General features: G+C 40.2%; 26 protein-coding genes. 21 read left to right on the top strand and 5 right to left on the bottom strand.

Annotated elements, in window-relative coordinates; all coding sequences use genetic code 11:
- Positions 1 to 54 precede the first annotated feature (54 nt).
- On the bottom strand, positions 55 to 786 hold the full coding sequence (locus MuYL_RS08945; protein ID WP_094570218.1) for a lysophospholipid acyltransferase family protein: 732 nt from the start codon (positions 784 to 786) through the stop codon (positions 55 to 57).
- Between the two features lie 37 nt (positions 787 to 823).
- Between MuYL_RS08945 and trpS the strand changes: the two genes are divergently transcribed.
- The 8 genes from trpS (at position 824) to MuYL_RS08905 (ending at position 9655) form a co-directional block, all read left to right on the top strand.
- The gene (trpS, locus tag MuYL_RS08940) at positions 824 to 1819 is read left to right on the top strand and encodes a tryptophan--tRNA ligase (RefSeq protein WP_094570216.1); all 996 of its coding nucleotides are present in this window, start codon (positions 824 to 826) and stop codon (positions 1817 to 1819) included.
- Between the two features lie 206 nt (positions 1820 to 2025).
- Complete coding sequence (locus MuYL_RS08935) at positions 2026 to 2640, top strand: deoxynucleoside kinase (protein WP_094570215.1); 615 nt, start codon at positions 2026 to 2028, stop codon at positions 2638 to 2640.
- Between the two features lie 87 nt (positions 2641 to 2727).
- Entirely contained in the window at positions 2728 to 3459 is a 732-nt protein-coding gene (gene kdsB / locus MuYL_RS08930; RefSeq protein ID WP_094570214.1) for a 3-deoxy-manno-octulosonate cytidylyltransferase, read from the top strand.
- A gap of 180 nt (positions 3460 to 3639) precedes the next feature.
- Positions 3640 to 5250: a CTP synthase gene (locus MuYL_RS08925; RefSeq protein WP_094570213.1), complete on the top strand. Its 1611-nt coding sequence runs from the start codon at positions 3640 to 3642 to the stop codon at positions 5248 to 5250.
- Positions 5251 to 5271: 21 nt separating this feature from the next.
- Entirely contained in the window at positions 5272 to 7116 is a 1845-nt protein-coding gene (gene yidC, locus MuYL_RS08920; RefSeq protein WP_094570212.1) for a membrane protein insertase YidC, read from the top strand.
- A gap of 200 nt (positions 7117 to 7316) precedes the next feature.
- Positions 7317 to 8681 carry an exonuclease domain-containing protein gene (locus MuYL_RS08915; RefSeq protein ID WP_094570210.1) on the top strand — a complete coding sequence of 455 codons (1365 nt, stop codon included), beginning with the start codon at positions 7317 to 7319 and terminating at the stop codon, positions 8679 to 8681.
- A gap of 52 nt (positions 8682 to 8733) precedes the next feature.
- Complete coding sequence (locus MuYL_RS08910) at positions 8734 to 8979, top strand: hypothetical protein (RefSeq protein ID WP_094570209.1); 246 nt, start codon at positions 8734 to 8736, stop codon at positions 8977 to 8979.
- Positions 8980 to 9118: 139 nt separating this feature from the next.
- A complete protein-coding gene (locus MuYL_RS08905) occupies positions 9119 to 9655 on the top strand; it encodes a pyridoxamine 5'-phosphate oxidase family protein (protein ID WP_094570208.1) in 537 nt (178 codons plus the stop codon).
- A gap of 78 nt (positions 9656 to 9733) precedes the next feature.
- On the opposite strand, the gene pyrF is transcribed toward MuYL_RS08905, so the two are convergent.
- Positions 9734 to 10564: an orotidine-5'-phosphate decarboxylase gene (gene pyrF, locus MuYL_RS08900; RefSeq protein WP_170309787.1), complete on the bottom strand. Its 831-nt coding sequence runs from the start codon at positions 10562 to 10564 to the stop codon at positions 9734 to 9736.
- A 407-nt stretch (positions 10565 to 10971) separates the two neighbouring features.
- Between pyrF and rho the strand changes: the two genes are divergently transcribed.
- From rho to purS, 3 genes are all read left to right on the top strand, one after another.
- Entirely contained in the window at positions 10972 to 12594 is a 1623-nt protein-coding gene (gene rho, locus MuYL_RS08895) for a transcription termination factor Rho (RefSeq protein ID WP_094570206.1), read from the top strand.
- Between the two features lie 88 nt (positions 12595 to 12682).
- Complete coding sequence (pssA, locus tag MuYL_RS08890) at positions 12683 to 13426, top strand: CDP-diacylglycerol--serine O-phosphatidyltransferase (RefSeq protein WP_094570205.1); 744 nt, start codon at positions 12683 to 12685, stop codon at positions 13424 to 13426.
- A gap of 34 nt (positions 13427 to 13460) precedes the next feature.
- Positions 13461 to 13715: a phosphoribosylformylglycinamidine synthase subunit PurS gene (purS, locus tag MuYL_RS08885; RefSeq protein WP_094570204.1), complete on the top strand. Its 255-nt coding sequence runs from the start codon at positions 13461 to 13463 to the stop codon at positions 13713 to 13715.
- Positions 13716 to 13786: 71 nt separating this feature from the next.
- On the opposite strand, the gene MuYL_RS08880 is transcribed toward purS, so the two are convergent.
- On the bottom strand, positions 13787 to 14164 hold the full coding sequence (locus MuYL_RS08880) for an Hpt domain-containing protein (RefSeq protein ID WP_094570203.1): 378 nt from the start codon (positions 14162 to 14164) through the stop codon (positions 13787 to 13789).
- A 23-nt stretch (positions 14165 to 14187) separates the two neighbouring features.
- A complete protein-coding gene (gene folK / locus MuYL_RS08875; RefSeq protein WP_094570202.1) occupies positions 14188 to 14667 on the bottom strand; it encodes a 2-amino-4-hydroxy-6-hydroxymethyldihydropteridine diphosphokinase in 480 nt (159 codons plus the stop codon).
- 86 nt (positions 14668 to 14753) lie between these two features.
- Here folK and sppA point away from each other — a divergent pair, with 86 nt between their 5' ends.
- The 8 genes from sppA to MuYL_RS08835 all read left to right on the top strand — a co-directional run bounded on the left by sppA (position 14754) and on the right by MuYL_RS08835 (position 22813).
- Entirely contained in the window at positions 14754 to 16535 is a 1782-nt protein-coding gene (sppA, locus tag MuYL_RS08870; protein ID WP_094570200.1) for a signal peptide peptidase SppA, read from the top strand.
- A gap of 71 nt (positions 16536 to 16606) precedes the next feature.
- Positions 16607 to 18292: a DNA polymerase/3'-5' exonuclease PolX gene (locus MuYL_RS08865; RefSeq protein ID WP_094570199.1), complete on the top strand. Its 1686-nt coding sequence runs from the start codon at positions 16607 to 16609 to the stop codon at positions 18290 to 18292.
- 82 nt (positions 18293 to 18374) lie between these two features.
- Positions 18375 to 19355: a D-glycero-beta-D-manno-heptose-7-phosphate kinase gene (gene rfaE1 / locus MuYL_RS08860; RefSeq protein WP_094570198.1), complete on the top strand. Its 981-nt coding sequence runs from the start codon at positions 18375 to 18377 to the stop codon at positions 19353 to 19355.
- A 72-nt stretch (positions 19356 to 19427) separates the two neighbouring features.
- On the top strand, positions 19428 to 19982 hold the full coding sequence (locus tag MuYL_RS08855; protein WP_094570197.1) for a D-sedoheptulose 7-phosphate isomerase: 555 nt from the start codon (positions 19428 to 19430) through the stop codon (positions 19980 to 19982).
- Between the two features lie 5 nt (positions 19983 to 19987).
- On the top strand, positions 19988 to 20491 hold the full coding sequence (rfaE2, locus tag MuYL_RS08850) for a D-glycero-beta-D-manno-heptose 1-phosphate adenylyltransferase (protein ID WP_094570196.1): 504 nt from the start codon (positions 19988 to 19990) through the stop codon (positions 20489 to 20491).
- A gap of 1 nt (position 20492) precedes the next feature.
- Positions 20493 to 21098 (top strand): DUF4254 domain-containing protein, encoded by a 606-nt coding sequence (locus tag MuYL_RS08845; RefSeq protein WP_094570195.1) that lies wholly within the window; start codon positions 20493 to 20495, stop codon positions 21096 to 21098.
- On the top strand, positions 21099 to 22130 hold the full coding sequence (locus MuYL_RS08840; protein ID WP_094570193.1) for a glycosyltransferase family 9 protein: 1032 nt from the start codon (positions 21099 to 21101) through the stop codon (positions 22128 to 22130).
- Positions 22131 to 22336: 206 nt separating this feature from the next.
- Positions 22337 to 22813 (top strand): SixA phosphatase family protein, encoded by a 477-nt coding sequence (locus MuYL_RS08835; RefSeq protein WP_094570192.1) that lies wholly within the window; start codon positions 22337 to 22339, stop codon positions 22811 to 22813.
- A gap of 6 nt (positions 22814 to 22819) precedes the next feature.
- Here MuYL_RS08835 and dprA read toward each other — a convergent pair whose 3' ends face one another.
- Positions 22820 to 23920, bottom strand: a complete 1101-nt coding sequence (gene dprA / locus MuYL_RS08830) for a DNA-processing protein DprA (RefSeq protein WP_094570191.1) — start codon at positions 23918 to 23920, stop codon at positions 22820 to 22822.
- 154 nt (positions 23921 to 24074) lie between these two features.
- On the opposite strand from dprA, the gene MuYL_RS08825 reads away from it, so the two are divergent.
- Both MuYL_RS08825 and MuYL_RS08820 read left to right on the top strand, forming a co-directional pair.
- Positions 24075 to 24452 (top strand): BlaI/MecI/CopY family transcriptional regulator, encoded by a 378-nt coding sequence (locus MuYL_RS08825; protein WP_094570190.1) that lies wholly within the window; start codon positions 24075 to 24077, stop codon positions 24450 to 24452.
- Positions 24449 to 26113, top strand: coding sequence for a M56 family metallopeptidase (locus MuYL_RS08820; protein WP_094570189.1), 1665 nt, complete (start codon positions 24449 to 24451; stop codon positions 26111 to 26113). Before MuYL_RS08825 ends, MuYL_RS08820 begins: the two co-directional genes overlap by 4 nt.

Raw genomic sequence — 26113 nt, 5'->3', positions numbered from 1 at the left:
ATAAAAAAAAGATGATTATTCAGACATTACAGGTAATAAGTACGAAGGTGCTTTTTAAACCTTTTTTAAACTTTTATAAATGATATTATACACTTCATCTTTTAATCTGTCGGCATCCTCATCTTTTAAATGGGCCGTTTCAATTGGCTTATGGATGTGAAATTTACAAATGCCGGGCTTTGTTCCATATTTTGTCCCGTCGTCCCACAACATTTTCCAGGTATTGGAGGACGAAACCGGCAAAATGGGAATATTGTGATCAATGGCAAGTTTAAACGGGCCATTTTTAAACTCGTGTAATGTAGGCGGATAGTCATCACTAATCTTCCCCTCCGGGAAAATAATAAGTGTGATGCCTTGTTGCAGCTTCTCCGACGCTTTTTTAAATGCCCTGTATGATGACATTTTGCTCTCCCGGTTTACAGGAATATCTACCGACCGAAAAAACAAGCCGGTAACCAAACCATCTTTTAATTCTTCTTTCCCCATAAAACTGCAGTTACCATTTACCAGCACACACATAGCTGCAATGTCGAGGTTTGAGGTGTGATTTGGACACACTATGTAAGTTTTACGCCAGTCAATGGGCTCTTCAAATTCAAAACTGTAAAAAAAACCCACCATTGCCGAACTGATCAGTGCCCAGATCCGCCTGAAGCTGTTTACATTGCGATAACTGGCAGGGTTGCGGGAAAAATAATAGAAGAACGGCCAAAATAAAAAATAAAATAATGCAACACTCACCACGTACAGATAGATGTGCACTTTCTTTAAGATCAATTTCATCACGCTCAAAAATATAAAAATTACTTACTTTCGCGCCATGGAAACTGTTGTTAGTGGTATTCGTTCAACCGGGAACTTACACTTAGGAAATTATTACGGGGCAATACAAAATTTTGTAAAAATGCAGCATGAGTACAACTGCTATTTTTTTATTGCCGATCTGCATTCGTTAACCACACACCCTACCCCTGCAGATCTGCATGGAAATATTAAGCAGGTGCTGGTAGAATACCTGGCAGCAGGTATTGACCCCGACAGAGCTACTATATATATCCAATCGGATGTACCGGAAATCTCCGAACTGTATCTTTATTTAAATATGAATGCCTATTTGGGCGAACTTGAACGGGCTACATCTTTTAAGGATAAAGTACGTGCAAACCCCGACAATGTTAACGCCGGATTACTAACCTACCCGGTTTTAATGGCTGCCGATATTATTATTCATAAAGCTACCAAAGTTCCTGTAGGCAAAGACCAGGAGCAGCACCTGGAAATGGCCCGTACTTTTGGCAATCGTTTTAACAGGCTATACAATCAGGATTACTTCCCAGAACCTTTTGCTTTCAATTTTAGCGATAACCTGGTAAAAATTCCCGGGCTCGACGGCAAAGGCAAAATGGGCAAATCCGAGGGGGAAGGTAATGCTGTTTACCTGTCTGATTCGCCTGAAGTAATCCGCAAAAAAGTAATGCGCGCTGTTACCGATGCCGGCCCTACAGCAGATAACCAGGAAAAACCGGTTGAGATCCAGAACCTTTTTGACATTATTAAAGTAGTTTCATCTGCCGATACCTATGAACACTTTGACAACCTATACAATACCTGCCAGATCCGCTACGGCGATTTAAAAAAACAGCTTGCCGAAGATATAATTATTGCCACCGCTCCTATTCGGGAAAGGATCAATGATATAGCTAATAACGCGCCGTACCTTCGCCAGGTTGCACGCCATGGTGCCATTAAGGCCCGCGAAAGCGCATCAAAAACAATAAAAGAAGTGAGAGAAATTATCGGATTCAGGAGTTTCTGAGTAGTTAGCAGATAATGATTATTGGTTGACGGCTACAAAAAAGCAATTCATTGTTGCTAGTTCATGGTGCATGCTGTATATTAGTCGGAGTTACATTTCAGCACAAACAGCAAATGCACTTAAAAAATTTGACTTACAACTACTAAAATCATCTGCCTAACAAAAACTTCTGTTATGAACTATGAACCATTAACCAGGAATTAAAGATGCACATTGCTATTGTAGGAAACATAGGCGCCGGTAAAACCACACTTACCGAATTACTGGCTAAAAATTACGGCTGGGACCCATTATATGAAGCTGTAGATAATAACCCTTACCTGGAAGACTTTTACAGCGATATGAAGCGCTGGAGCTTTAACCTGCAGATTTATTTCTTAAATGCCCGCTACAGGCAGATCATAGATATCCAGAAAAGCGGACATAACATTATCCAGGACCGTACCATATATGAGGACGCTTATATTTTTGCAGAGAACCTGCACGATATGGGACTGATGACCACCCGCGATTACGAAAACTACGCTGCTATTTTTGAAAACATTACCGAATTTATAAAACCACCCGATCTGCTGATCTATCTTAAAGCGTCAGTGCCTACCCTGGTAAATAACATCCAGCGCCGTGGCCGCGAATATGAGAGCGGCATCAGGCTTGACTACCTGTCAAAGCTGAATGATAAGTACGATAAATGGATAAAAGGTTATAAGCTGGGCAAGCTCCTGATTATTGATAAAGACAATATAGATTTCGCGAACAATACCGAAGACCTGGGAACTATTGTGCAATTGGTTGAGCGGGAATTGAATGGGTTGTTTTAGGTTAAAGGCCTTATGGAACTTTTAACGTTAGATTAATATTATTTAGCCCGCTACACCTCTCTACAGCATTTACAAGCTTAAAAACAAATGAAAATCCTCGGCATCATTCCGGCCCGCTTCGCCTCTACCCGCTTTCCGGGTAAGCCATTGGTGGATATTGCCGGTAAAAGCATGATCCAAAGGGTCTATGAGCAGGCTAAAAAATGTATTCATTTAACGGAAGTAATTGTTGCCACAGATGATACGCGAATTTATGACCATGTGTTAAACTTTGGCGGTGCTTCCATCATGACCTCGGCCGATCATCAAAGCGGCACCGACCGCTGTGCCGAAGTAGCTTTGCAGCATCCGCAATACAACGTGATCATCAATATCCAGGGCGATGAACCTTACATCGACCCGGAACAAATCAGTAAGCTGGCAGCATGTTTTAACAACACCGATACACAGCTTGCTACACTGGTTAAAAAAATCCAAAATGAGCAGGAACTGTTTAATGTAAACTCGCCAAAGGTGGTTATCAATAAACTATCTGAAGCTGTTTATTTCTCCCGCTCACCCCTCCCGCATATCCGCGGGCAGGAGCAGCAAAACTGGCTGAGCTATTTTACTTATTTTAAACACATTGGTATTTATGGTTATCGGGCTGATGTTTTGCAGGAAGTTACCAAACTCCCTGTATCATCCCTTGAAAAAGCCGAAAGTCTGGAGCAATTGCGCTGGATTGAGAATGGCTATCAGATAAAAGTTGCAGAAACAGCGCTGGAAACTTATGCTATTGATACGCCTGAAGATTTGGCTAATTTGAAGACAAGTTGATTTAACGGTTTTAAAATCCATTTTACAATTGTTTGATTTCCAACTTCAAATTTTTAAATCGCAAAATTTTCAAATCAATCCCCCGCTTCATCCGTTAAACCCCGAATTTTTTCTTACTTTTGTATCCCGTACACAAACAATTTGTTCCGGCCTTAAAACCGGGCCAAACATTCAAAAATCATGACTAAATATATCTTTGTTACGGGCGGCGTTACCTCATCGTTGGGTAAAGGAATTATCTCTGCTTCTTTAGCCAAACTTCTTCAATCGCGCGGTTACCGTGTCACTATTCAAAAATTCGATCCTTATATTAACATTGATCCCGGTACATTAAACCCTTATGAACATGGAGAATGCTACGTTACCGAAGACGGAGCAGAAACCGATCTTGACCTTGGCCATTACGAACGCTTTTTAAATACCCCAACCTCAAAAGCCAATAACATTACCACCGGACGTATTTATCAAAATGTGATAAATATGGAACGGGAAGGTAAATTTTTAGGTAAAACCGTACAGGTGGTACCACACATTACCGACGAAATAAAAAGAAACTTCAGGATATTGGGCGAAAGCGGAGATTATGATATTGTTATAACCGAGTTGGGCGGTACTGTGGGCGATATTGAATCGCTGCCATACATTGAGGCGGTAAGACAATTCAGGTGGGAAGTGGGTTCAAGCAATTCATTGGTTATCCACTTAACGCTTATCCCTTTTCTGGCTGCTGCCGGCGAACTAAAAACCAAACCTACACAACACTCTGTGAAAATGCTGTTGGAATATGGCATCCAACCAGATATACTGGTTTGCCGTACCGAACATCATTTAAATACCGATATCCGCAAAAAAATAGCTTTATTCTGTAACGTTAATATAAATGCCGTAATAGAATCAATTGATGCCCCATCTATTTATGATGTGCCATTATTGATGCTTAAAGAGCAACTGGACAAAACAGTGCTTACCAAATTAAAAATGCCGCATAAAATTGAGCCGGAACTGGTAAACTGGAAAGACTTTTTAGGCCGCTTAAAAAACCCGACCTCTGAAGTAAGGATAGGCCTGGTAGGAAAATATGTTGAACTGCCGGATGCTTATAAATCCATTGTTGAATCATTTATACACGCCGGTGCCAAAAATGAGTGCAAGGTAAAAGTTGAATACATCCCTTCGGAGCAATTGACACCTGAAAATGCTATAGAGCGTTTAAAAGGCTTGCATGGTGTATTGGTTGCACCTGGTTTTGGGGAGCGCGGCTTTGAAGGTAAAATTGAGGCCATCCGTTATGTACGTGAAAACAACATACCATTTTTCGGCATCTGTTTAGGCATGCAGTGTGCCGTTGTTGAGTTTGCCCGCAATGTATTGGGACTAAATAAGGCAAGCAGCACCGAAATGAACGCCGAAACCCCTTATCCTGTTATAAGCATGATGGAGGAGCAAAAGAAAGTAATTAATAAAGGTGGCACCATGCGCCTGGGCGCTTACGCCTGTGATTTGAAAAAAGGCAGCAAGGCCGAGAAATTCTATGGTAAAACACGCATTAGCGAGCGCCACAGGCATCGTTACGAATTTAACAACGATTATTTAAAAGACTATGAAAATGCAGGTTTATTGCCAACCGGTTTTAACCCTGAAAACAATCTGGTTGAGATAGTTGAGCTTAAAAACCACCCGTTTTTTGTGGGCGCGCAATTTCACCCGGAATTAAAATCAACAGTTGCAAATCCGCATCCACTTTTTATTAACTTTGTCGCCGCTTCAATGGCGTATGCCCGCAAGCAATAGATATTTGTACGATACTTAGAAATGGATAAAAATACGTTTACAGGATTATTCCTGATCATGATCATAATGGGTGCTTCATTTTTCTTCCTGAAGCCATCAGAAGCCGACCTTAAAAAAGAAAGAATCCAGGCCCATGCTGATTCTATCAAAAGAGGCCAGATCAAAGCACCTATTACCACCGCAAAATATGTTGATACATCAAAAGCAGCGGTAGTAAATAAGCCGATTGATTCTGCTATTTTAAAAACGCCTTTTGGTGCAACAACCATCGGCAGCGAAAAATTTATTACCCTTGAAAATAAAGACATCCGTGTAAAACTAAGCACGCACGGCGGTAAGGTTTACTCAGTTGAGTTAAAAGAATTTAAAACATTCAACAAAAAACCTCTTATTTTATTTGACGGTCCTAAAAATCATTTCGGCGTAAGCTTTACTGCGGGTAATAATAGTTTAAATACCGATAAGCTTTATTTTACACCAACCGGTGGCGACCTGCAGGTTACTGACAAAGATTCGGGCAGCGTTACCATGCGGTTAAATTACAGCGCTACCCAGTATATTGATTATATCTACTCTTTAAAAGGAACCGGATATAAGGTGGGGCTTACTATAAAATCAACCGGGCTAGACCAGGTTATTGCCAATAGCAACACCATTAATATTAACTGGGCATCTGCAGCACGCAAGCAGGAAAAAGACATTGAGCAGGAACGCAGGTATTCAACCGTCTCTTTTAATACTGTAGATAACGATAATGATTACCTGAGTGAAACAAAGGACGATCAGAAAGAAATAGCCGATAAAAAAATCCAGTGGGTATCCTTCAAGGCGCACTTTTTCTCAAGCGGACTTATTGCAAAACAAGGTTTCAATAAATCAAACCTGGCAGTTGCTGTCGACGTAACAGACACTACTACCGTTAAGCAAATGAGCGCCAACCTGGTGCTTGCGCGTAGCGCTGACGGCACTTTCCCAATGGAATTCTATTTCGGCCCTAACCGTTTCGAAACTTTAAAAGACCAGGGTTACGGGTTGGAAAAACAAATCGACCTGGGCTGGGGACCGCTGAAATACATCAATCGTTTTGCAGTATTACCTGTATTTAACATTCTTAAAAAGTTCAACTGGAATTATGGCCTTATTATTTTAGCCTTAACCATCGTGCTTAAACTGGTTTTATCGCCGCTTACATACAAGTCTTATCTTTCTATGGCTAAAATGCGTGTGCTTAAGCCAGAGATGGACGAGATAAAAGGAAAAGTTGGCGAAGACAACCCTACCCTGTTACAACAGGAATATTTGAAGCTTTACAAAAAGGCAGGTGTAAATCCATTAGGCGGATGTTTACCATTGCTGATTCAAATGCCTATTGTAATTGCTTTCTTCCGCTTTTTCCCAAGCTTATTTGAGTTGCGCGGCCAGGGATTTTTATGGATGCATGATCTGTCCACATACGATTCGATCGTTAGCTTGCCTAACATCCCATTCATAGGTAATCACCTGAGCTTAATGTGTATATTGATGACGGTATCAACCCTTATCTATACTTACTTTAACAACCAGATATCGGGTGCTACCGGGCAAATGAAATATATAGGTTACATTACACCAATTATATTCCTTGGTGCTTTGAACAGCTATCCTGCGGGCTTAAACTATTATTACTTTTTGGCCAATATGATGACCTTTTTGCAGCAATACATTATCCGTTTAATGGTTGATGATAAAAAGATCCATGCTCAGATCCAGGAAAACAAAAACAAACCGGCAGATCCTAAAAAGAAAACCGGTGGTTTCCAGGCCCGCATGGAAGAAATGATGCGCCAGAAACAACAGCAACAATTACCTCCGGCTAAAAAGAAGTAGTCATAGTCCGGAAGTCGGAAAGTGAGTAAGTTCCGAAAGTAAGAAATAGCGAGCCCGATAGGTTAAAAATCTATCGGGCTTTACTTTTGATACCCATCCGAGCATGCCAAGTCCCCCTTGCGGCCTCCCTGACTTTCCAACTTTAGGACTTTTTTTATTTCAACTAAAAAAATTAGCAAAAACTTACTACATTTACAATTATGTATGCAATTGTTGATATTGAAACGACGGGCGGGCATGCCAGTGCAAATGGCATTACCGAGATAGCGATTTGCATACATAACGGCAAAAAAGTGATTGAGAGATATTCAACGCTTGTAAATCCGGGTAGGGAAATTCCCATTTACATCAGTGCGCTAACGGGTATTACCAATGAAATGGTGCAGGATGCGCCTCCGTTTGAAGATGTGGCGCATGACGTTTACCACCTGCTGAACAATAAGATATTCGTAGCACATAACGTAAACTTTGATCATTCCTTTGTGCGCTATCACTTAGCCGCTGCAGGGTATGAACTACAGTGCAATAAACTATGTACCGTAAGACTGGGCCGCAAAATAATCCCAGGCCTTCCCTCCTATAGCCTGGGTAAACTATGCCGCCATCTAAATATCAACAACGAAAGCAGGCACCGCGCTGCAGGTGATGCCGAAGCTACTGCACAACTATTTACCATGTTGCTGCAAAGCGATAAGGGCAACCACATTAGCCAGGCATTAAAGCAAAACTCCAAAGAACAGGTATTGCCTGCCAATTTACCAAAGCAGGATGTAGAGAGTTTACCGCAAACACCCGGCGTGTATTACTTTCACGATGAAAAAGGAAAAGTTATATATGTAGGTAAAGCAAAAAATTTAAAAAAACGGGTTTGCAGCCATTTTACGGGCAATAACCCAGGGCCGCAAAGACAAGAATTTTTGCGGAATATTTGCCGCATCAGCTATGAACCCTGTGGTACCGAATTAGTTGCTTTTGTGCTGGAAGCGGTAGAAATTAAACGCTTATGGCCAAAATACAACCGCTCGCTAAAACGGTTTGAACATGCTTACAGTTTGTATGCGTTTGAAGACCAGCGCGGTTATTTGCGCCTTGCGATAGATAAGCACCGTAAAATGACCGGTGCAATTTACAGCTGTAACACCCTTTTTGAAGGACGGAGCATTTTGCTTAAACTGATCGAAACTTTTGGACTTTGCCCGAAGCTCTGTTTTATTCAAAGTAATAATGCAGCATGCACCGGAATAAACACGGGTAATTGCGCATGCGAAGGCCATGAGGATATGGAAACCTATAATACACGGGTCAGTTTAGCAATTAATGAGTTAAACAAAGCTTTACCCACGTTTGCTATACGGGATGCAGGGCGTACCGACGATGAGCATAGTTGCCTTTTAATAGAGAAAGGAAAGTTTTACGGGATGGGCTACATTTCGCATTATTATAATGCCGAGAACCTTGATCAGTTAAAAACCTGCCTGACCGCCTACCCCGGTAATGATTATATCCGTAACATGGTAGATAGCTATGCGGTGAAATATCCGGACAGAAAAATGATATTTGCATAATTATATCACTGAAAATCAAATTATTATAAATAATATTTTTTAATTTTGATTCATGGCAACGCTTTCGGTAAACATTGATAATAAAAAATCAGAAAAAGCTGTCAAAGCAATGTTAGACGCTTTGGATTTGAGTTATTCCTTCACAACGGACGACGAACAGGTAACGCAGCCCCCTAACAAAGCAGAAGAAGTTATTTATCATAAATTACGAAGGGCTTTAGAGCAAATTATACTGCACCAGGAAGGCCGTTTAAAATTAAATAACATTGATGAAGTGATAACCGAACTTCGGAAATAAGCATTCTTTGCATCAGGCAAAGAGAAGTGCGTCTTTAATTTTCCTTCTAATTTATAAACATATCAAATAGATTAATTTTAACTAAACAATAGTTTTCCCGCTTGGTTATACTATAACAAAACACCTATAAAAAATTGTTATGGATAGTATTAACCAACAACAGCCTGAAGAAAACTTCAAAAACTTAAACGGCCCCGAAGCCGTGGCAAAAATTAAAGAAATTGCAGACCAGGCCAAAACCTGTTTTTTTTGTACCAGCATAAAAACCGGTGTACCTTTATCTACCCGGCCAATGGCTGTACAAGAGGTAGATGACGAAGGCAATTTCTGGTTTCTGAGTGCCAACGACAGCAATACCAATGACGAAGTAGCCCATGATCCTTTTGTACACTTATTATTCCAGGGATCTGCGCATTCAGATTTTTTAAATATATATGGAATAGCGTCAGTAAGCGAAGACAAAGCGAAGATCAAACAGCTGTGGGAACCCATATTAAAAACCTGGTTTACCGAAGGCGAGAACGATCCGCTTATCTCTATAATCAAGGTTGAGCCTATTAAAGGCTATTATTGGGACAATAAACATGGAAATGCAATTGCGTTTGTAAAAATGCTGGCTGGTGCCGCGTTGGGTAAAACCCTTGATGATTCTATTGAAGGTGAATTGGAGGTGTAAGAAATTATAAAGAGCCTGGAATCAGAAGAAACAACCAATAGTTATCTCCACTGATTTCAGGCATCTGTTTCACTATCTTCATATAATCCCCGCTTTTTCTAACTCCGCCTGCATTTCCTGCTGAATTTTTAATGCTTCTGCCCGTGCCGCTTCAGCAAAGTCCTGGCCGTTTGATGCATATATAATTGAGCGGGATGCATTTACAATTAATCCACAATCCTTGTTCATTCCATAATGGCAAACATCCGCCAGGCTACCGCCCTGTGCACCTACACCAGGTACCAGTAAGAAATTATCCGGCGCGTATTTTCTAATATTGGTAAACTCGGTGCTTTTAGTGGCGCCTACCACATACATTATCCGGTCGGCGTTAGCCCAGGTATTTGCTTTTTGAATTACAGCTTCATACAAAAATCCATGCTCAGTTGTCAAATATTGAAAGTCTTTACTGCCTGCTGATGAGGTAAGCGCCAGGATGATCACCCACTTATCCTTGTATTCAAGATAAGGCGAAACAGCATCGTGCCCCATATAAGGCGACAATGTTATGGCGTCGAAGCTCATGCCAGCGGCTGATTCATCAAAAAAAGCTTTGGCATACATGCCCGAAGTATTACCCATATCGCCACGCTTTGCATCTATGATATTCAAACAATCTGCCGGAAGGTATTTCCAGGTCGCAATTAAGCTTTGCAAACCACTTACACCATGTTTTTCATAAAATGCCGCGTTGGGTTTATAGGAAATACAAAGGTCGCGGGTGGCATCAATTATCCTCTTGTTAAATTCAAATATGGGATCGGGATATGCTTTTAAAAATTCCGGGATCTTTTCTACATCGGTATCAAGCCCTACGCATAAAAATGATTTTTTTTGTTTGATCTGGTCAACCAGGTATTGGCGGGATATCATTTGCAGTTATTTATTTTTTATATGCCCAAAACAACTAAATTTTAGCGGAAGTGTCACCTATACAGCATATTTTTTTTTAAATAGTTTGATTATTTAAATTAATTGAGTACAATTGCAATGTTTTCCGTTGAATTTTTCTTGCACTAAAGAAACAATTTAAAACTCCACGTTATTTTATTAATTATTTACATGGGTTTAGATGTTGCATAACGAAGTTGCATAATTAATTATTTCAAAAAAACATCTCCGTTTATAAAATATAAATAGAATTTGCCAAATACATTAACGCCCGTTTACGGACAGCTAGCTTACCAGCCTGGTATTATCCTATGGCTCCTGAGTACTATTGATAGATAATAAGACTACAAAAAATATTAAAATCCCTTTGAATTATAATTCATAATATGTTTGATACGACCGAATTGAACGACAAACTCGTTTCAGAGTTACGCGAAATTGCTAAAAACCTGGGTATTGCAGAAGCTGATGAACTTAGAAAAGCCGCGCTGGTTACCAAAATTGTAGAACAGGAACAATTAATTGAAGCAGCCCGCACACAACAGGATACTGTGAACAGCAATTACACTGCAGTTGAGCCACCTCCGGCTCCCGAAGCCGGTGAAAAAACACGAAAAAGAATCCGCGTTATAAAAAACAGCAACACGCCCCGCGTTGAAGTTCCTTTAGATGACACCAACCTTTTTGACATACAGGATGATGAAGCCGTTGTTGATGAAGGAGAAAATATTACAACACCTGCGGTTGAAGCCGTAAGTGCTGAGCAGCCGGCAGAGAACGAAGGCAAAAATGACGATGTGGTAACCGAAGGCACCCGTCCTCAAAAATTTGAGCGCCGGGTTAACAACACCGGGAACCAGCAAAAAAGCCAGGAACCTGCTATTAACCTTGATTTTGATAATGTTATTGTAAACGAAGGTGTACTTGAAATTATGCCTGATGGTTACGGATTTTTACGATCTTCTGATTATAATTATTTAACGTCGCCTGATGATATCTATGTGTCACAGTCGCAGATAAAACTTTTTGGCCTTAAAACAGGTGATACCGTACGCGGCAGCATAAGGCCCCCAAAAGAAGGTGAAAAATATTTCCCTTTGGTACGTGTAGAGGCAATTAACGGCCGCATCCCTGCTGAAGTGCGCGACCGCGTGCCTTTTGACCACTTAACGCCGCTTTTCCCTTCAGAAAAATTAAGCTTATTTACCGATGCGGGAAATTATTCAACACGAATAATGGACCTGTTTTCGCCAATAGGTAAAGGACAGCGCGGTTTAATTGTAGCGCAGCCCAAAACAGGTAAAACCATGTTGTTAAAGGATGTTGCTAATGCAATAGCTAAAAACCACCCTGAAGTTTATCTTATTATATTACTGATTGATGAACGCCCGGAAGAGGTTACCGATATGGCACGTAGTGTACGCGCAGAAGTTGTGTCATCAACATTTGATGAGCCTGCTGAGCGCCACGTTAAAATTGCCAACATTGTTTTAGAAAAAGCAAAACGGATGGTTGAGTGCGGACATGATGTAGTGATATTACTTGATTCTATCACACGCCTTGCACGTGCCTACAATACAGTTGCCCCTGCATCAGGCAAAATATTATCAGGTGGTGTTGACGCAAACGCTTTACACAAACCCAAGCGTTTCTTTGGTGCAGCCCGTAACATTGAGGATGGCGGATCATTAACTATAATCGCTACCGCATTAACTGAAACCGGATCAAAAATGGATGAGGTGATTTTTGAAGAGTTTAAAGGTACCGGTAACATGGAACTGCAACTGGATCGTAAATTATCCAACAAGCGGATATTCCCGGCTATTGATATTACTGCTTCAAGTACCCGTCGTGACGACTTGTTACTTGACCGCGAAACCTTGCAACGAATCTGGATTTTACGTAACCACCTGGCAGACATGAACTCACAGGAATCTATGGAGTTTTTACAAGGCCAGATCAGGGGAACAAAAACCAACGAAGAGTTCCTGATTTCCATGAACTCATAATAAATGAATATTTATGAAGTTATTTTAGCAGAAAGTTAACAGATATCTTCCCAAATATTTAATAAAATCTTGATACCTTCATACCGGAATGAAGAATCGTCTAAAAAAACATTTACCAAATGCTATTACCTGTGCAAACCTCTTTAGCGGTTGCATAGGTATAGTTTTAGCTTTTAAAGGTGAGCTGATCGCAGCATCCTATGCAATTTTCTTATCAGCGATATTTGATTTCTTTGACGGGCTTGCCTCACGGGTATTAAAGTCATTTTCAGGAATAGGTAAAGACCTTGATTCACTGGCTGATATGGTGAGCTTTGGGGTGTTGCCGGCAGTTATCATGTACCAATTGCTGTTACAGGGCCGCCAGATAGATAATATAAGTCAGTATTTGAACTTCATAGCTTTCCTGATCCCGGTATTCTCTGCTTTAAGGCTGGCTAAATTCAATGTGGATACCAGGCAGGCAGAACATTTTATTGGTTTGCCTACCCCTGCCAATGCTATTCTGATAGCATCGTTCCCGCTCATACTCGATCACCAAAACAAGTACTTCGCCCCTTTCCTGATAAATCCTTATATACTATCAATCTTTATAATAATAATGTGTTCGTTGCTGGTATTGGAAATGCCGATGATGTCGTTAAAGTTTAAAAATCGCGATTTCAACCAAAATATTTATCGCTATTTATTACTACTATTTTCAGCAATACTGATACTATTTTTTAAATTTGCTGCGGTTCCGGTGGTTATATTGATATACATCACCCTATCAGTAATCCAGTTCAAATTTTCACATGATGATATCCTTGGCAGCGTACACAAAGAAGGTTAACTGCTGATAAGGACTCATATTTAAATCAATACTAATGAAAAAATTCCAGGCTGAAATTGACGTAATGCCAAAAAAAGAAATACTTGACCCCCAGGGGAAAGCAGTAACAGGGAGTATGAAAAACCTTGGGTTAACCGAGATTCAAAACGTAAGGATTGGTAAACATATTTCGCTTGAAATTGAAGCAGCAGACGAAGAAACTGCAAATATTAAAGTTGATACAGCCTGCAAGAGTTTATTAGCTAACCTTATAATGGAAAGCTATACTTTTAGTATCAAGGCTGTTTAAAAGCTAGTTATTGGATCAGGGGTTAGCGTTTACCTATCTCTAACCTCTGATTGCAATCCTCTTTTCTTTCCCTACAATCCAGCTTCTTTATCTGCTTTTATTTTTACCAGCCTGTCTAAATTGGAAACTACAAGTTGTTTTACAGTTTTAAATTTAGCAACCAGCAAATCAGGATTTGATGCGCCTTCTTTAGCCATTATCTCAACTTCCTGTATAGTAGCCTGACTTATAGGCATTCCAAAAAATCCAAGGTTAGGTTTTAGTTTATGTGAAGCCGTAGCCACCAGCGCCCACTCTTTATTTTCTATAGCAGTAGTAATAGTCTGTAATAACTCCGGAGTTTGCTGCAGGAACATCTCAATAGATTCTACAATAAAGTCGTCGCTGCCGTCGGCAATTTCAAATAAAAAAGAAAGGTCCAGGTCGTGCTCGGGGAATATATAAGACATATATCAGTTTATATTTTTCAAAATTATAACTTTTTTACGATCAAGCTGTCTTTTAGTTCGGTTTTGATCATCAAAATTGTTTTATTTATAACAGGATGGATAAAATCGGGTGCAATTTCGGCGAGTGGCTCAAGGGTGAACCTACGTTTATGAAGTTCAGGATGCGGAATTTGTAACCCCTCGGCATTAATAATATCTGCGCCATAAAATAATATATCAATATCAATAGTACGCGAGCCCCATTTTTCCTCGCGCTTTCTCCCTAAAATAATTTCAATATCCAGTATTTTGCGCAGCACTTCTTCAGCAGGAATATCAGCTTTTAAAATAATAACCTGGTTTAAATAATCAGGCGCGTCGGTTTTACCCCACGATTGGGTTTCATAAACAGATGACATTTTTAAAACCGGCGCAATATGCAGTTCAATAAGCCTTATAGCCTCCCGCAGAAATTCCTCCCTGTTGCCGAGGTTGCTGCCCAGTAATAAAAAAATACTATTCATGTTGTAACAATTATTATGGACAATGCTCTTAATATTATACGTATCGAATTGCTAAGTTTGCATAGATAAAAGATTTATAACACTTAATGAAACAATTCTTCAAATTTGTCTTCGCCAGTATGCTGGGATCTCTTATAGCCAGCTTTTTAATCGTCGTAATATTCGTGTTTTTTATAGGGGGGCTAATAGCTGTTGCCGGGAGCGATAAAACTGTTGACGTGGAACCTAACTCTGTTTTACAATTAAAATTCAACTACCCTATTACTGAACGTACACCGAATAATCCATTATCAGGGCTGAGTTTTTTGGGGATAGACGGCGAGAAATCTATAGGCCTGAATGATATACTGGCAAATATCAAAAAAGCAAAAAGCGACAAAAACATAAAAGGAATCTTTCTTGATGAAAGTGATTTAATGGCAGGCCAGGGAACTACCGAAGAGATTCGTAATGCACTTATCGACTTTAAAAAATCAGGAAAGTTTATAATTGCCTATTCCGAGGTTTATACACAAAGCTTTTATTACCTGGCTTCAGTAGCTGATAAAATTTATATAAACCCCAAAGGAATTTTCGAATTTAAAGGCTTCAGCTCAAAGATCACTTTCTTAAAGGGCGCACTGGATAAATTAGGGATTGATGTACAAATAATAAAAGTAGGCACCTATAAAAGCGCTGTTGAACCTTTCTTCCTGACAAAAATGAGCGATGCGAACCGCTTGCAGGTTACCTCCTACCTGGGTTCGTTATATGATCACTTTTTAACAGGCATCAGCAAAAGCCGTAAAATAAATAAGGATTCATTATTTAATATTGCCAATGACCTTAAGGTGCGTCTTCCTGAAGATGCACTTAAATACAAGTTAGTGGATGGTTTGAAATATAAGGATGAAATTTTAGACGATCTTAAAAAGAGGGCAGGTATTGACAATAAAGATGATTTAAAAACTGTTGAACTGGGCGATTATGGCTCAAGTGAGGCCCCTGCCGAAGATCAAAAAGAAAGTTCGAAAAACAGGATAGCTATAATATACGCTTCCGGTGATATTGTAGGCGGAGAAGGCGATGATAATACCATTGGTTCCGAAAGGATTTCAAAAGCGTTGAGAAAAGCAAGGCTTGATAATAAAGTAAAAGCTGTGGTTCTGAGGGTTAACTCTCCCGGTGGCAGTTCCTTAGCCAGCGATGTAATTTGGCGCGAAGTTGTATTAACCAAAAAAGTTAAACCTGTAATTGTATCTATGGGTGACCTGGCAGCATCAGGCGGCTATTATATTGCTTGTGCAGCTGATTCCATTATTGCCGAACCTAATACAATTACAGGCTCCATCGGAATTTTTGCCGTACTGCCTAATATGCAAAAGCTTTTTAATGATAAGCTGGGAATTACCTTCGACGGCGTAAAAACCGGTAAATATGCTGACCTTGGCGATATGTCACGGCCTTTATCGCCCGAAGAAAGAGCTATTTTGCAGGGACAGGTTAACCAGGGCTACGATTATTTTACAAAAGCAGTAGCCACCGGACGTAACAAAACGCAAGCTTACATCAACAGCATTGGACAGGGGCGCGTTTGGACAGGCGAACAGGCAGTAAAAATTGGATTGGTTGACCGGCTTGGAAATATTAACGATGCAATAGCGTCCGCAGCTAAAAAAGCAAACCTTACAAAGTACAACTTAGTTGCCTACCCAGAACAAAAAAGCTTTTTGAACAAGTTTGGTTTGGGTATGAGCGCCGAAATAAAGGCCCATTTTGTGAAATCAGAACTCGGCGAGAACTTTAAATATTACGAGCAGATAAAAGGCGTAACACAACTAATGCGTACCCCGCAGGCGCGCATGCCTTATGATGTAGAGATTAATTAGTTTTAAATATATTTTGATTGCAAAGCCGCCCGTATTGGGCGGCTTTTGTATTTTTACGGCTTCAATCAATTATGGAAAACAAACCTATAGCCCGTAAGCTTCGCCTGTTATCGCAACTGATGGAGCTGCACGAGGAAAATCCTTTTAAGATAAAATCAATTGCCAACGCTGCTTTTAAGGTTGACAAATTACCTTTCCCTGTTTTAGGTAAAACCTTTGCCGAACTTGAAAAAATTGAGGGAATAGGAAAAAGTACTGCTGGTAAAATAACTGAACTGCTTGAGAGGGGTAGCATGGCCGAACTGGACGAGATGCTGGCAAAAACGCCCGAAGGTATTGTTGAAATGATGGGCATTAAGGGAATAGGGCCAAAAAAAATTGCCACTATCTGGAAAGAGCTGGGGATTGAAAACATCGGTGAGCTTTTTTATGCCTGTAATGAGAACCGCCTGGTGGAAGCAAAAGGCTTTGGATTAAAAACACAGGAAGAGATCCGTAAAGTTATTGAGTTTAACATGGCAAGCCACGGCAAATTTCTATACGCCAAAATTGAACAGGAAGCCAAAGAGCTTTTAGAACAACTGAAAGGAGTTTTCCCTGATGCGCTGATAGAATTTGCGGGCGAATTTCGCAGGTGCTGTGAAATTATTAACAAGCTGGTATTGGTTTTGGGAAGCCGGGACCAGGAAATTGCATTTAATACGTTGCTTAATTCAGACTTACTGCTTGATATAGCAACGGAAAAAAATCACATCACCGGGCAAATAGAACATGGCCTGCGCGTTGAAATAGTGTGCGTTGAAAAGCGTTATTTTTATCATGAGTTATTTACCCAAACGGGTAATGACGAACATATAAAGGCAGTTTTTGAGAAAATAACCGATACAGTTGATCAGCCTGAAAGTGAAAATTTGATCTATACCAAGGCTGGTTTGGAATTTATGCAGCCCGAGCTTAGGGAAGGCCACACGTTTATTGACAGGGCTGCAAATAACACTTTGCCGCTATTGATCGTACACGCTGACCTTAAAGGCACTTTACATAACCACAGCACCTGGAGCGACGGTATAAATACCGTTGAAGAAATGGCATTATATTGCCGTGATGAGCTAAAGCTGGAATACCTGGGCATGTGTGATCATAGTAAAAGCGCCTTTTATGCAAAAGGACTCAGCATTGAACGTGTACTGCAGCAGCAGGAAGAGATAGATCATCTTAATAAAAAACTAAGCGGCTTCCACATCTTTAAGGGTATTGAATCGGATATTTTATATGATGGCTCGCTTGATTACCCGGACGAGATTTTAAAACGCTTTGATTTTATTGTAGCCTCGGTTCATTCTATCCTGAAAATGGATGAAGAAAAGGCTACCGCGCGGCTAATAAAAGCCATCGAAAATCCGTACACTACCATATTGGGGCACCCTACCGGCCGCTTATTATTAAGTAGGAAAGGATATCCTATTGATTACAAAAAGGTAATTGATGCCTGTGCAGCAAACAATGTGGTAATTGAAATTAATGCAAACCCGCTCCGGCTTGATTTAGACTGGCGCTGGCACCAATATGCACTGGAAAAAGGCGTTTGGCTGTCAATTAATCCGGATGCTCACCGGAAAGAAGGCTTTTTAGACATGTATTATGGGCTATTGGTAGCACGAAAAGGTGGCCTTTATAAAGAAAGATGCTTAAATGCGTTATCATTGCATGAAATTGGGAAGTTTTTTTCTCAAAAAACTTCTGTGAGCAGAGGTTAAAGATCAGATATTAGGTTGGATTAGGAAATTTGCGGTGATAGCACCCTGTTCAACGCCAACGAAATAACGAACCAGCGAACAAATGAACTTGATAAACAAAATACGATCTATACAGTCGCCCCAAAAGCAACCTTCAATATTGGTGATTGGCGACTTAATGATCGACCATTATATTTGGGGCAATGCCACCCGGCTATCGCCTGAGGCCCCGGTTCCTATTGTAAACGTAAATAATGAATCAACTACATTAGGTGGTGCAGGTAACGTTGTTCAGAACCTGGTATCCCTTGGGGCTAAAGTTACTGTTGCCGGCATAATTGGTAATGATAGTACAGGTAAAAAGGTTATTGAGATATTGGAGGCCGAAGGCGTTAACACCGATACCATTATTAAAGATAATGCAAGGCCGACTACAATTAAAACACGTGTATTAGCGGGCAGGCACCAACTGGTAAGGATAGATAAAGAAGTTACCGATGCAATATCAATTAAAATTGCCGATGAATTGGTTGAAAAACTAACTGCAATGATTGATAGCGCCGATATCATTATAATTTCTGATTATAATAAGGGGTTATTTTCGCCGGAGCTCACACAACGGCTTATAAAAATTGCAAGAGATAGCCAAAAAAAAGTAATAGTTGATCCAAAGGGATTAAATTATGAAAAGTATAAAGGCGCTTATTTAATAAAACCTAATCGTAAAGAACTTGCAGAAGCAGCTAAAGCTGAATCAATAAAAAACACTGACGATCTGCAAAAAGCAGCAGAAACCATCTTTACACAAACCCAAACTGCTTATTTAATCGTCACGCTTTCAGAGGAGGGTATGGCTATTATTACAGAACAGGGCAGCAAGTTGTTACCAGTAAAAGCAACAGAGGTTTTTGACGTTACCGGTGCCGGCGATACCGTTATAGCGGCTATCGCTTATTTTATGGCGTCAGGTTTTACTGTGGAAGAAGCCTGCGACCTCGCTAATCATGCAGCTGCAATTGTAGTAAGGCATGTAGGCAGTGCAAGTACAACTATTGATGAAATTATAAAAGACATGATTGCGTAGTTCATTGGTATATTTGCCGGAATAAATCTTAAATAAATTAAATTCCGAAATCGAAATTCCGACATAAAAAACATGGTTATTGAAGAACTTAACGATCATCAGCAGCTTATAATAAAAGTGATTGAACAGCGCACAGCTGATATTGAGCAAGCCTGCGAAATGATCGTATCGGCAATACAGGGTGGTAATAAAGTACTGATAGCTGGTAATGGCGGTAGTGCCGCAGATGCGCAGCATATTGCCGCCGAATTGAGCGGACGCTTTGTAAAACACCGTAAAGCGCTGCCAGGCATAGCCTTAACTACGGATACCTCGGCACTGACCGCTATTGCCAATGATTATGGCTACGACCACGTTTTTTCGCGCCAGATTGAAGCGCTTGCAAAACCCGGCGACTTGTTTATTGGCATTTCAACCAGCGGTAACAGCCAGGGAATACTCAATGCATTTAAAACAGCCGGAGATATTGGCTGTAAAACGCTGGGGCTATCGGGCTGGAGCGGCGGAAAAATGAATGGTTTGTGCGATCTGAACGTTATTGTCCCGTCAGAAGTTACCGCGCGTATACAGGAAATACACATTTTGATAGGACATATTCTTTGTAAAGCTGTTGATGATTTATTTTAACATTGATGAGAAGCGACCTTGAAAAGATATTATTAGATAAGATACAGTCTTTGTCATCACTTAAAAACAAAGTTACAACCTGGCAAACAGCAGGTAAAAAGGTGGTGTTTACTAACGGGGTTTTTGATCTGCTGCATATAGGGCACGTAACCTACCTGGCAAAAGCTGCCGAATTGGGCGATAAACTGGTAATTGGCCTCAATACTGATAGCTCAGTAAAACGTATTAAAGGCGAAAGCAGGCCAATAAATGATCAAAGCAGCCGTGCCGCATTATTAGCTGCGCTATTTTTTGTGGATAGCGTGGTATTATTTGACGACGATACACCATTTAACCTGATCACCTCCTTAATGCCGGATGTATTAGTAAAGGGAGCGGATTATTCTGTTGAAAATATTGTTGGGGCTAAGGAAGTTATAGCCAACGGAGGCGAGGTAAAAACCATTACTTTTGTTGAAGGATATTCATCAACCTCCATTATTAAAAAGATAAAAGAAAGAGAAGTATAAAATGATAAGCGAGCTCTGCAACAAAGTTTTTTTAAAGGCGATATATGATTACCATTTATATGACGATATAAATTTTAATTATGAAAACCCCTATGAAGCAGGCTCATTTGAAAATTTACTTTACACTAAATGCTGGATAGATACTGCACAATGGCACATGGAGGATGAGATCCGCAACCCGGCCATTGATCCTGTGGTGGCGTTGAAATGGAAGCGCCGGATTGATAAATCAAACCAGGAACGTACTGACCTGGTTGAAGATATTGACAGTTATTTTTTAGATAAGTACAAAAATGTAAAACCCGGTAACAACGCCAGAATTAATACGGAAAGCCCTGCGTGGGCTATCGACAGGTTGTCTATTTTAGCGCTTAAAATCTATCACATGCATGAAGAAAGTATCCGGCCGAATGTTAATGAGGCGGATCTGGAGCAGCGTAAGAATAAGCTGGGGGTTCTTTTACAGCAGCAAACAGACTTGTCATTAGCCATTAACGAATTACTTGCCGACATACAAAAAGGCGAAAAATACATGAAGGTGTACCGGCAGATGAAGATGTATAACGACCCAAATTTGAACCCGGTTTTGTATAATAATAAAAAGTAGATGCCTGCTCCGAAGCATATTCTGGCTATCCGATTTTCGGCAATGGGCGATGTAGCCATGACGGTTCCGGTGATAAGAGCCGTGCTTGAGCAAAATCCGGAAGTAATTATTACCATAGTTTCCCGACCTGAATTTGCTTCCTTTTTTCTCAATATTCCAAGGCTACATTATTTCGCTGCTGATTTAGAAGTTACCTACAAAGGATTTGGCGGGCTAATAAGGCTATTTCGCACACTAAAAAAAGATAGGCGTTACTATGCACTTGCCGACCTGCATGATAACTTACGAACAAAAGTGATTAGAAAACTTTTCGGCCTTTCGGGATTGCCGTACGCATTTGTTGATAAAGGACGCGAAGAAAAAAGACAGCTGACCCGCTTTCCGGGTAAAGTGCTGGTACCCCTTAAGCCAACCACGGCGCGTTATGCCGATGTATTCGAAAAAATCGGGATTAAGGTTACGCTGGATAACCAATTGGTTAAAAACCCGCCACCACTTGCTGGTAAGTTATTGAAAATTACCGGCGATAAAACCAACACATGGATAGGCATAGCACCATTTGCAAAGCATAAGGGCAAAATTTATCCGTTGGAAAGAACTGAAATGGTTATTGAATCATTGAATAAAAAAAATGTGCGCATTTTTCTTTTCGGCGGTTCTGTGCAGGAAGAAGAAGTTTGTTTTCAATGGCAGCAAAAATATAGCTCAGTAACATCGTTGGTAAGGCGGATAACGATGGAAGAGGAACTTACCATTATAAGCCGGCTTGATGTAATGATGAGTATGGACTCGGCGGGTATGCACCTGGCATCCATGGAAGGTATTCCGGTAATTTCTGTTTGGGGTGCTACGCATCATTATGCAGGTTTTTTGGGATATGGGCAATCAGAAAACAATATAGTTGCTGATGATATTGAATGCAGGCCATGCTCTATTTACGGGAACAAACCGTGCTTTCGAAAGGACTACGCCTGCTTATATAATATCGCGCCTGAAACGATAATTAAAAGCCTGGAGAAATTCATACGGTAATCAAATCAATGGGTTAGGCATTAAAACAGTGCATATTATTTAAAACAATTTATATCGAAATTACCTTCATTTAAATATCAATTAATTGTACTTTGTAACGTTGTTTTTTAAAAAGAGATTAGAGAGATTTATGCTAAAAATATCGAATTATCAGCTTGCACATTTTGATCAAATTGATACACTTCGAATCATTAATTAATAGAGCCATGAAGAAATTATTGCTGATACGGCATGCAAAGGCAGAAAAAGATACGGCGGGGAAGGATTTTGACAGACCTTTAAAATATATTGGTATGCAGGATGCAGGTTTTATGGCCGACAGGATAAAAGAACACGCTATAGTTCCTGAATTAATTATCAGCAGCCCGGCTTTAAGGGCTAAAACAACTGCGGAAATATTTGCAGACCATTTGGATTTGGCCGCACCCCAGAAAAACAAAAGCATTTATGAGGCCGGCGAAAAAGCCCTGCTAAAAGTAATTAATGAATTTCCCGATCAGCATGACTTTGTGGCCCTTGTGGGGCATAACCCTGGTATTGCACAAATTTTGTATTACCTAACCGGAGAGGCAAAAGAAGTGCACACCTGTACTGTAGCAATTGTTGAGTTTGACATTGATAACTGGGCAATGGTTAGCAGAGACCTCGGAAAATTGGTTTATTACAGCTCACCGAACGAGTAGCTGCTATCAGGAGATGCAGTATGTTTTTCCCGGTAAGGACCTGATATAACCCTGCATTTCCATATTTAACAGATTCATCGCCAGTTTACTGGTTGGCATACTTGTTTTTATAGAAAGATCATCAATAGCCAGCGGCACTTTATTTTCCTTAATAAAATTAAATATCACGCTTTCATCCGATGACAGGTCAAACGGCAACACATATTGCTCAATAACCAGTTTTGCATTTTCACCTTTTTCCCAGCCCATACTATAAGCAAGATCAGCGGTACAGGTAAGCAACTGTGCTTTATTATTCCTGATCAAAAAGTTGCACCCTTCGGAAAACTCATCCCCCAGCCTGCCTGGAAATGCGAATACATCCCTGTTATAGGAGTTTGCTATTTCGGCTGTGATTAATGCACCACCCTTTATACTGGCTTCCACTACTATAGTAGCCTCTGCTATACCGGCCACAATGCGGTTCCGTTGCGGAAAGTTCTCCCTATCAGGTATGGTTCCCGACGGGTATTCAGTTAATAAGCCGCCGTTTTCAAGCATTTTTTCAGCTGTTGCCCTGTGTTGAGCAGGGTACATTCTGTCGAGCCCGTGCCCTACTATGCCAACGGTAGGCACATTTTGTTTCAAGCACTCCTTGTGTACGGCCACGTCAATCCCGAGGGCGAGGCCACTTACTACCAATATATTATACGGCTGTAGTTCCTCTATTAATTGGCGGCACAGTTGTTTGCCATATTCAGTAGCATTACGGGTACCAACAATGCTCACAATATGCTGTGAATTTAAATCAGCGTTCCCCCTGGAGTACAATAGTACCGGAGAGTCCGTACAGTTTTTTAAGCGTTTAGGGTATTTACTATCCGTATAAAAAATAACGTCAATACTGTTTCGTTCAATAAACTTCAGCTCGTCTTCGGCCTTTTTCAGCGCCACATCAAAATCCAGCTGACTCACCGTCTTCTCTCCTATACCCGGTACTTTTAATAATTTGCCTGCGGGGGCGCTGAAAATATTCTCGGCATCGCCAAAATGTGCCACCAGGCATTTGGCCAAAGTAGGGCCGATATTTTTGACATAAGTTAATGCGATGCGGTGTAATAGGGACATATTTAAGCTATCAGCGGCTAAAATTATTATTACCGCTTAATTCTTCTAAAATAGAAAAATCCTAACAATTTTAGCAAAAAATAAAAAACTAGAAAAATAGTTTGCAAACTATAAAAATAGTTCTACCTTTATTGAACTATAAAAATAGTTTGCAATGAACATTAAAGAACTGACAAAAGCCGAAGAGCAGGTAATGCAAATATTGTGGCAGCTGAAAGAAGCCATCGTAAAAGACATTATCGAAGAAATGCCTGATCCTAAGCCAGCCTACAACACCGTATCAACCGTGGTAAGGGTGCTGGAGGGTAAAGGTTTTATTGACCATAAAGCTTATGGAAACTCCCATGTGTACTTCCCCACTATCAGCGATGATGAATACAAGAAATTCACTTTTGATAAGATGATGAAAAATTATTTCAGCGATTCGTACAAAAGCCTGGTGTCGTTTATTGTAGATGAGAAGGATCTTGGCGTAAAAGAATTAGACGAACTTTCTTTATTGATTGATAAACTTAAAAACAAAAAATCATGAGCTGGCTGCGTTACCTTTTGGAGGCAAATATATACCTTGGCGTATTTTATTTACTCTATTTTTCACTGTTGGATAAGGAAACTTATTACAAATTAAACCGGGCATACCTCCTATGCACACCAATTTTGTCATATATCATCCCATTGGTGCAGATAGGTTCACTAAGATCATCCGAAGGCGGCAGAAAGGTAGTAGCTACTATAATATACAATCCGGCATTGCATCAAAATAGCCAAACTGCAAGCACTTATTTTACCGTGCAAAACGTGCTTATTTACGGCTACATTATAGGGACAGCAGTAATGTTAACCCTGTTTATTTTAAAAATTTCCCAGCTTTTAAAGTTAACCCAAGCACAAAAAAGCCTGCTCCATAACAAGTACAAACTTGTAAAAATAGCGGATACCAACACAGCATTTTCCTTTTTTAACTATGTATTTATAGGTACTAATGTGTCCGGCGCTGATACAATGATTCGGCATGAACTGGTGCATATTGATCAAAAACACTCCGTTGATATTGTGTTTTTAGAGTTGGTAAAAATCGTAAACTGGTTTAATCCTTTTATTTACCTGCTGCAACGCAGCCTTAAAACATTGCATGAATATATAGCCGATGAGCATACCGCAGCTTACGAAAATGATGTACTAACCTATTCATCTTTTTTGGTAAGCAATGCTTACGGTTTAAGCGGGTCATCTATTTCAAATTCATTTTTCAATTATAATTTACTAAAAAAGAGGATCATTATGTTAAACCAAAAACGTTCCGGTAATTTAGCAAGGCTAAAGTACCTGGCAGTAGTTCCGATTAGTATGGGATTGCTTTGCATGTCAACACTGGCATTTTCAAAAAGTTATGGGTGGATAAAAATCTTTCCGGCTAAAAATTCCGCAAATCTGCAAACTCCTCCTGCACAAAATCGGGATGTTTTAAAAATTAAAAATGCTGATACAATCACCCGGTTAAAATTAAATACAGATAAAAGAATACCGCCGCCACCACCGCCAGCCCCACCCCAAAAAGTAAGATCACCTGATTTGGTTAAGGTTACAAACGTTAAACTTTCACCGGCATCCTCAAAAAACACAAAATCAGGTGATGTTGTAAATCTTAAGCTTTTGCCTTCTTCAAAATCATCAATTGATTCAAAACCAGAGCGTCCTATTGCTATTGCAAATGTAAAATTGGCACAAGTATCGGCTCCTTCCTCTGATATAAAAAGCGAGGTAAACAACGCGCGGGCTACTGCTACAAAACGCATGCAGCAAAAAATGCCGCCACCGCCGCCGCCTGTTATGCCCGCTTTAGGCCCTTTTGAAGCATTAAGTAAATATGTAGGAAGAAATACACACTATCCGGCGCGCGCCTTCGAAAATAAGATAATTGGCAGCGTTATTGTTCAGTTTACGATAACAAATGACCATAAACTAGCTGACATTTCCATTTTAAAAGGAATTGGTACCGATTGCGATGAGGAAGTAAAAAGGGTAATAAATGGCTTTTCAGGTACAGTTAATGCCGATCCGGGGGCCTATAAACTTGCCGTTACTTATTACTTACAAGGTATAGCGGCACCAAAAACAGCCAGCGCAGATCTGTTTAAAAAGGATCCGTCATTTGCAGGGGAAATTATCATTATGGGATATCCTTCTAAATAA

Source organism: Mucilaginibacter xinganensis (assembly GCF_002257585.1).
GTDB classification, from domain to species: Bacteria; Bacteroidota; Bacteroidia; order Sphingobacteriales; family Sphingobacteriaceae; genus Mucilaginibacter; species Mucilaginibacter xinganensis.
This window is presented reverse-complemented; position numbering and strand designations above follow the sequence as displayed.